Source organism: Providencia rustigianii DSM 4541 (assembly GCF_000156395.1).
In the GTDB taxonomy this organism is placed as follows: domain Bacteria; phylum Pseudomonadota; class Gammaproteobacteria; order Enterobacterales; family Enterobacteriaceae; genus Providencia; species Providencia rustigianii.
In genome coordinates, this window is the sequence record NZ_GG703818.1 from 542093 (window position 1) to 549843 (window position 7751).

Annotated in this window: 4 protein-coding genes and 1 pseudogene; 3 read left to right on the forward strand and 2 right to left on the reverse strand. The window is 43.0% G+C overall.

What is annotated here, in order from left to right; translation table 11 throughout:
- The first annotated feature begins 100 nt into the window (after nt 1-100).
- A complete protein-coding gene (locus PROVRUST_RS07545; protein ID WP_039854737.1) occupies nt 101-2122 on the forward strand; it encodes an NADPH-dependent 2,4-dienoyl-CoA reductase in 2022 nt (673 codons plus the stop codon).
- A gap of 76 nt (nt 2123-2198) precedes the next feature.
- Here the strand turns inward: PROVRUST_RS07545 and sstT are convergent, their stop codons facing one another.
- Entirely contained in the window at nt 2199-3455 is a 1257-nt protein-coding gene (gene sstT, locus PROVRUST_RS07550; protein WP_006814168.1) for a serine/threonine transporter SstT, read from the reverse strand.
- A gap of 293 nt (nt 3456-3748) precedes the next feature.
- A complete protein-coding gene (locus PROVRUST_RS07555) occupies nt 3749-4606 on the reverse strand; it encodes a hypothetical protein (protein WP_248696628.1) in 858 nt (285 codons plus the stop codon).
- Between the two features lie 275 nt (nt 4607-4881).
- Between PROVRUST_RS07555 and PROVRUST_RS07560 the strand changes: the two genes are divergently transcribed.
- Together PROVRUST_RS07560 and PROVRUST_RS19855 are read left to right on the forward strand one after the other, a co-directional pair.
- The gene (locus PROVRUST_RS07560; RefSeq protein ID WP_006814170.1) at nt 4882-7509 is read left to right on the forward strand and encodes a T6SS effector BTH_I2691 family protein; all 2628 of its coding nucleotides are present in this window, start codon (nt 4882-4884) and stop codon (nt 7507-7509) included.
- 6 nt (nt 7510-7515) lie between these two features.
- A pseudogene (locus tag PROVRUST_RS19855) lies at nt 7516-7751 on the forward strand (hypothetical protein); the annotation flags it as partial.

Sequence of the window (7751 nt, forward strand, 5' to 3'; positions counted from 1 at the left end):
TAAAAATCACAATTTCTTAACATCATTCCCAATTCACGCAGCCAGTACGCTACAGTTAACTCATCTGACCTGTTATCAACTGCCCCAAATGGGAGCCATTATGAGCAATTTTTCACATCTTTTTACCCCTCTTGATTTGGGGCATACCGTTCTGAAAAACCGTATTTTGATGGGTTCAATGCACACAGGCTTAGAAGAACACCCACAAGGTAGCCAGCGTTTGGCCCACTTTTATCGGTTACGCGCTGAAAATGGTGTCAGCCTAATTATTACTGGGGGGATCGCCCCTAATCCAGAAGGTGCATTAGCCCCTCATGGCGCAGTATTAAATAATGAAGAACAACTGCCTTTTCACCAGCAAATCACCCAAGCCGTTCACCAAGCTGACGGGAAAATCGCTTTACAAATATTACACGCAGGGCGATATAGTTTACATCCATTATTAGTGGCTCCGAGTGCTATTAAGTCTGAAATCACCCCATTTCCTCCTCGGGAATTATCAGGGGATGAAATCCATACAACCATCGATGATTTCGTCAAAACAGCCAAGCTTGCCCAGCAAGCGGGCTACGATGGGGTCGAAGTGATGGGCTCCGAAGGTTATTTAATTAATCAATTTATAACATTACGCACCAATCACAGAACCGATGAGTGGGGAGGCAGTTATCAAAATCGTATTCGCCTTCCCATTGAAATTGTTCGGCGAATCCGTGAAGCTGTGGGTAAAAATTTTATTATTATTTATCGCTTATCGATGCTGGATCTTGTCGAAGGCGGCTCCACATGGGATGAAATCGAATATCTTGCCAAAGAGATCGAGAAAGCTGGAGCAACCATGATTAATACGGGGATTGGCTGGCATGAAGCGCGGGTTCCGACTATCGCGACTCAAGTTCCTCGCAAAGCATTTAGCTGGGTAACAGAAAAATTGATGGGGAGAGTCAGCATTCCGTTGATTACCACCAACCGTATCAATGACCCGTTTGTTGCCGAACAAATTATTGCTAGCGGTCAGGCAGATATGGTGTCAATGGCACGCCCATTCCTCGCCGATGAAGCATTTGTCTTAAAAGCACAAGAAAATAGAGCCGATGAAATCAACACCTGTATTGGCTGTAATCAAGCTTGTCTTGACCAAATTTTTAATGGCAAATTAGCCAGTTGTTTAGTCAATCCCCAAGCGGTAAGGGAGATGGATTATCCGAATGAATTGGCGGCTCGTCAGAAAAATGTGGCTATCGTTGGCGCGGGTCCTGCAGGGCTATCTTGCGCCATTTATGCGGCTAAACGCGGGCATAAAGTGACACTGTTTGAGCGCGCTAATCAAATCGGTGGGCAGTTTAATCTGGCGAAGCAGATCCCCGGTAAAGAAGAATTCTACGAAACCATTCGCTATTTTGCGCGCCAGCTCGAGAAACTTAATGTGGATGTCCGCTTAGAGCAAGCCGCTGACGTTAATAGCCTTACAGGGTTTGATGACGTGATTATTGCCACGGGCGTGATCCCTCGATCCGTCAGTTTATCGGGGGCAAACCATGCAAAAGTTATCACCTATATTGAGGCACTGAATCACCCTAATGCTGTCGGTAAGAATGTCGCCATTATTGGTGCGGGAGGCATCGGATTTGATGTCGCCGAGCTATTAACTCAACAAGGTATCAGCAGCAGTTTGGATGATGATAAGTTTATTCAGGAATGGAATATCGACCCCTCGATTACCACCCATGGCGGTATTTATCCACCGAATAAACAGCTCGAACCTTCACCTCGTCATCTCTATTTATTGCAACGTAAAAATAGCAAAGTAGGTGCAGGCTTAGGAAAAACGACTGGTTGGGTTCATCGACTTTCGCTGATGAAGCGCGGGGTTAAAATGTTTAACGGTGTAGAATATATGCGTGTCGACGATCAAGGGCTACACATTCGTTATCAAGATGAAAATATCTGTTTACCCGTTGATAATGTGGTTCTGTGTGCAGGTCAGGAACCTTACCGCCCATTACAGAAACAACTAGAAGAACGAGGGATCCATCCCCATGTGATTGGTGGTGCGGATATTGCTGCGGAGCTGGATGCTCGCCGAGCCATCGAACAAGGTATGAAAATCGCCTACTCGCTCTAATCAAATACCAATAAAAAACCCCGCTTGCAGTATTGTCGGCGGGGTTTTCATTTGTCTGTTATTCGCTATTTAATGCTTAATCTTGAGTCTGAGATAACTCAGAATCCGCATTGGCTAAACGGTCATCTTCAGCAATACAAACCGCCGCAGTAAACAGCACATCCGTCGAAGAGTTCAGTGCAGTTTCCGCTGAATCTTGCAGTACCCCAATCATCACGCCGACAGCAACAACCTGCATCGCGATTTCATTAGAGATACCAAACATGTTACACGCCAGTGGGATCAGCAGTAATGAACCACCTGCCACACCGGAAGCACCGCATGCGCACACGGCTGCCACGACGCTTAATAACAGAGCCGTTGGGATATCAACCGGAATACCCAATGTGTGAACTGCCGCCAGCGTTAATACCGTGATCGTAACCGCAGCACCGCCCATGTTGATGGTGGCTCCCAGCGGGATTGATACCGAGTAAGTATCTTCGTGCAAATTCATCCGACGGCACATTCCCATATTCACCGGAATATTTGCCGCAGAACTACGCGTAAAGAAGGCAGTGACGCCGCTTTCACGCAGGCAAGCAAAAACCAGTGGATACGGGTTACGTTTCATTTTCCAGTAAACAATCAGTGGATTAACCACTAACGCCACGATCAGCATACAGCCGATTAATACAGCCAGTACGTGGAAATAGCCTGTTAAGGTTTCGAAACCGGTTGTCGCAATCGTTGAGGAAACTAAACCGAAAATACCTAATGGTGCTAAGCGGATCACGACACGAACTAACTGGGTCACACTCAATGAAAAATCTTGGATCATGGTTTTCGTCGAGTCGCTCGCATGGCGTAATGCAATACCCAGACCGATAGCCCATGCCAAAATCCCAATATAGTTACCTTTGATCAGGGCATCTACAGGGTTTGCAAAGATATTAATCAATAACCCTTTTAAGACTTCAGCAATGTTACCCGGAGGAGTCAGTTGAGTGTCACCCACCGCTAAAATCAGCTTAGAGGGGAACATAAATGAACCGATAACTGCAACAACAGCCGCAAAGAAAGTCCCTAAAATATACAGAACTAAAATTGGACGAATACTGGTTTTTTGCCCTTGGCGATGGTTTGCAATCGATGCCATAACCAGCACCCAAACCAACACTGGAGCCACTGCTTTTAACGCACTGACAAATAAGTCACCCAACAGACCGACGTTTTTCGCTGCGGATGGCCATAACCAAGCAAGTAAAATACCCGCAATTAAGCCAACAAGGATCTGTTTGACCAAACTGCCCTGACTAATCACTCGCCATAACCCTGTTTTATTTGTATCCATGATAGACCTTTATGATTATCTTTTTTAGGAATTAAATGTGTTTGCTGAGCAAGTATAAGGAATATTAATCGCCTGAAAAGGCTATTATTCAAAATATACACAATGATTGCGCATTGATAACATTTAGTTTACATATCTGTGATCGCAATAGAATTTTGTTTCTTATAGTGGAATGCGCTCATCCAAAATCAATGATATTTTTCAGAGGGTTAAAATAAAAAAACACTCTGCGAATGGCTAGAGTGTTTTTCTCAATGAGGCTCAATATTGCGAAGAGAAACTTAACGTTTTCGTCAATAGTCCCCAAAATATTCAGCGACTTTTTCCTCATTTACCTTCAAATTTCCTTTCCAACCCGCCCAAGGCATTTCCATATCAGAACGCCCTTTTGTATTGCTAAGTTGGTTTTCTACACTGGTAATATCGCCAAAATCAGTCCAGCTATCGAGGGATAATGGAATGAAAGCATTCGGAATAACGCCAATTAATGCCAGTGAATGCAATATGCCTCGTAGGGTATATTTATCCCCTTTGACCAATTTCGCTTGAGATAAGCGCTTCTCAAATTTTCCCGGCGTTTCATCTTCAGGCGCATTGCGTAATAAATCCAACAGTTGGTTAAAAATTTTTTTGTCTTCATCTGTGGGCACAACCGCTTCAACGGTCAGTAAATGTCGGAGATTCAAATAAGCGTAAGTGGCATTTCCAGTATAGGAATTTCCGTAATATAAACAGTATTGGAAATAGCTGTCATTGATATGAATACGCTTATTATAGTCACTACAAACCCAACAACAGGCATATTGGGGTTTTTCTATATAGGCATGGGCGGGTAACGTATGCAGTTTATGGTAAGCCCCTAATACAGAGCGCCCACGCAGATAACTACCACCCACTCCCGCAACAAAAGCATCCAAACAACGTTGACGTGTTAATGCCGTTTCCTGTTTTAAACTGTGCAGCTTATTAATAATATCTTGGTGATCAGCAAAAGATTCAATGATATTGGCTTGCCAGTGAACCTCGTCTAATACGTCGCGTTCTTTATCAGATAAAGAGTCCAACGGATAAACTGAAACCGCCCGCTCCCCATCATATTGGCTATTTTCGTATTTATACAATTTCCGCAATACCCGCATGACTGATTGCACAGAGCGTCCTTTTATTGAGTTAAGCGCAGTGAATCACTATGACATATAAAGAATAAAACAGAAATAACAGCGACTATAGTTGGTTAATCTTGGAAGGAGTTTTGATATTTAAGTTCTCAGGAACTCGCATTATGAAATAAAAAATCTGGGAATCTCCCTTCAATATATTTTTTATTAAAGAAAAGCATGCGACAGCTATCAATAAATGCTAACTTAACTAAAATTTATCAATTTAATGTTATTTGACTGTTTATATTTCAAGGAGAAGAAATTGTATGGCTCAGCCTGCTAAGCCCGAAGGATGTAGTTTTTGTCAACGTCGTGGGTTGCCTATCTTACCTGTTCGCCCGGCCATTATGTCACAACACGACGTATTGCCTATTATGCCTGATTCGATTCAAGTACCCATTCCTGCTCAAGGTGAAACGGCCTACACATTGCGGCTCATGCGTTCTGGGTATCTTAATATTTGGGATGAACACGCACATGGATGGATTAATTATTTTGTCACTGCTGGAGGCTTTTACTATCCCTTGCCAGAAAGTGGTGATGTACCTGATGACATTGCCACCGGGACAATCAAACCGTGCATTGACCAGCCCGAAGAATTAGCCAAAGCGTCGTTGATTACCTTGCCGGTGATGCCTCAAGGCATGAAAAATGGTCTTTTTTGGTTTGCTTGGTCGGAAGTGAAATGGACCGATAATATTCGTAAACAGTTTGAACAACAAAGTCACCGTGAACAGTACATGCAGCCGTTTGATATGGATACGTGGCTCAATAGTCAGTCGGCTGCACAGGCATTACCGTTATCACATTTGGAACAAACCGTTGCAGATTATTCTCAGCACGTCCGACAAAGCCAAATGTGGAAATGGTCACTGTTAATATCCCAGCTTGACCTCCTTGAAGGACTCAAAACCTTAGTTTACCCCATCACCTCGCAATTTAGACCTATCGCTACAGGTCAACAAGTGGAGGCGACAGCGAGTCAGGAGCTGCATCCCAATGGGGCTCTCCTTGTCTTACAAGACCCGACTGGGATCTTGAATGATTTACCTACATTAATTGAATATGAGCTAGATAAGCATGTTTATCAGCGCCCTGATATTAAGCGGCAAGTCATGCTACTTGGTGCGATTTCAGGTGTCAAAAACAGCATCAGAGACCAATTTCAAGAAAATTACATCACCTCCATATTAGATGAGGCAGCTCTGATTAAGAGTATCGAACGAGATCCCTATGGGTATGGGCGTCGTATCGTAGAGTTGGAGGAAGATGAATTAGACAGTGTATTTATTCAGAATCGCCGAAATATGATCATGGCGAAAACGCAGGCAAATTGGGCTGAATATGAGCAGTACTATAATACTGAGGTCTATGATGCATTCAATCTTCGTTTTCAGAGCATTTTAGAAGAATACAATACCCGTGTTGTCAGCCCACGAATACAATTGTATTTAGATTGGTTTCAGTCACCAACATTAATGCATTATTTTCAGCAACATTTTGATACGCGGGATTTGCTCAGTGGGATTGCCTATACCGCCACCGTTAGCTATTGCATTATCAAAATGTCGGACAAAAAAGGCAGTTTAGACTATTTCTCAAGCTCACTGTTAAAAAGCTTGTCTGACCCGACTAATATTTTAGGTCGGGCATTAGTCTTCAATCAAGCGTCATTAATTAAGAAGATGGAGGAGGCGACAAATTCATCATTAGAGATGATATCGCTCAATTGGGCTGGATTAGCGGATGCGTTTGCCAAATTAATTGAACCACACCAAATAACTTCTCAAGGTATCATGGCGGTTTACCTCGGTAACCTTGCCACTGCGATAATGCAAAGTGTTGACAAAGCCATGAGTTCAGAAAAAGTGTATGGCTTTGCTGTCGCCTTAGGGGCATTCAGTAATAAAGCCATTATCCCTGTGCGTAAAGAAGGCATCTATCGCCACTTTGTTAAAGATGTCGTGAATACATTGGTTCGTCTTAGTGATAATAACCATGAATTAAATGAGAATGAAATTAGAAAGCATGTATACAAGAAACTTGAACGATTGAAGGTCGCTGGATTACCGATGGAGCAGAATCGAATATTAAAATATTGGATTGACATTGATATCAGTGAATTAGATAGAATTAAACTTCTCGCTCCTAAAGATCAAGAAAAAGCCCTCAGTCAGTTGTTGCAGTTACACTCAGAAACGGAGTCTGCCAGCATTGCGCGGATGCGCGCCAGCATGACATCCGGAAAGGGAAAATCTGGGATGGTCATCGGTGCGGGGATAGTATCGGGTATTCTTCAAAGCATTGCCTTGTTCCATTCGGCAGATTTGGAGAATAAAAAGACATTGCCGGAAGAAGTTGTGGAAGCTCATAGCCGATTCTATGCTGGGGTTGCAGGGATCGTTAGTACATCGTTTGGGTTAGTTGAAGAAGGCATGAAGCGTTTTGCAACGTTTGAAAATCTTGCGGAAAAAGTGCTGTTTAGAAACTCCACGGCGTACAAAAATCTGTTTATCGGCATAGGCAAAGGAGCTGGTGTTGTTGCTGGAGTCATCTCTGTTGCATTTGATATTTATCATGCAGATGAAGAATGGGGTAAAAATAATAAAGGATTAGCAATTGCTTATGGTCTGTCTGCTGCATCTGGAACATGGTTGATTATAATTATTTTTTCTAAGTTTTTTGCTGCATTTGCGGTATTAACCTTGTTAGCTGTGCTCATCATGATTGGGGCGGCAATTTACATTGCCATCGAAGGACAAAATAAGATCCAAAAATGGTTAGAGCAATGCCTGTGGCGGAAAGTGCCCGCGCATATCCCACAAAGTGAATGGCCAGAGATTTACCCGACCATGTCAATGGAAATGGATGCCTTTGAACGCGCAATAGGATAACACTTTATGGATATTTACGGATTATTCCCCCATTTTAAACTCAATCGCCCATTGAATGAGCGTGAACGCGCCACACAATTAGACCAAAAAGTACGGCTGGATTTTGAGACTGACCAATTAATGCCTGACTTAAAAGTGATTGAAATAAACTCACACTATTTAGAAACGGTGGATAAATACTATTCGTCAAAAGGTTACTTAAGTTTTATTGCTTCGGTGATAGGATTTATGATGCTAGGTGC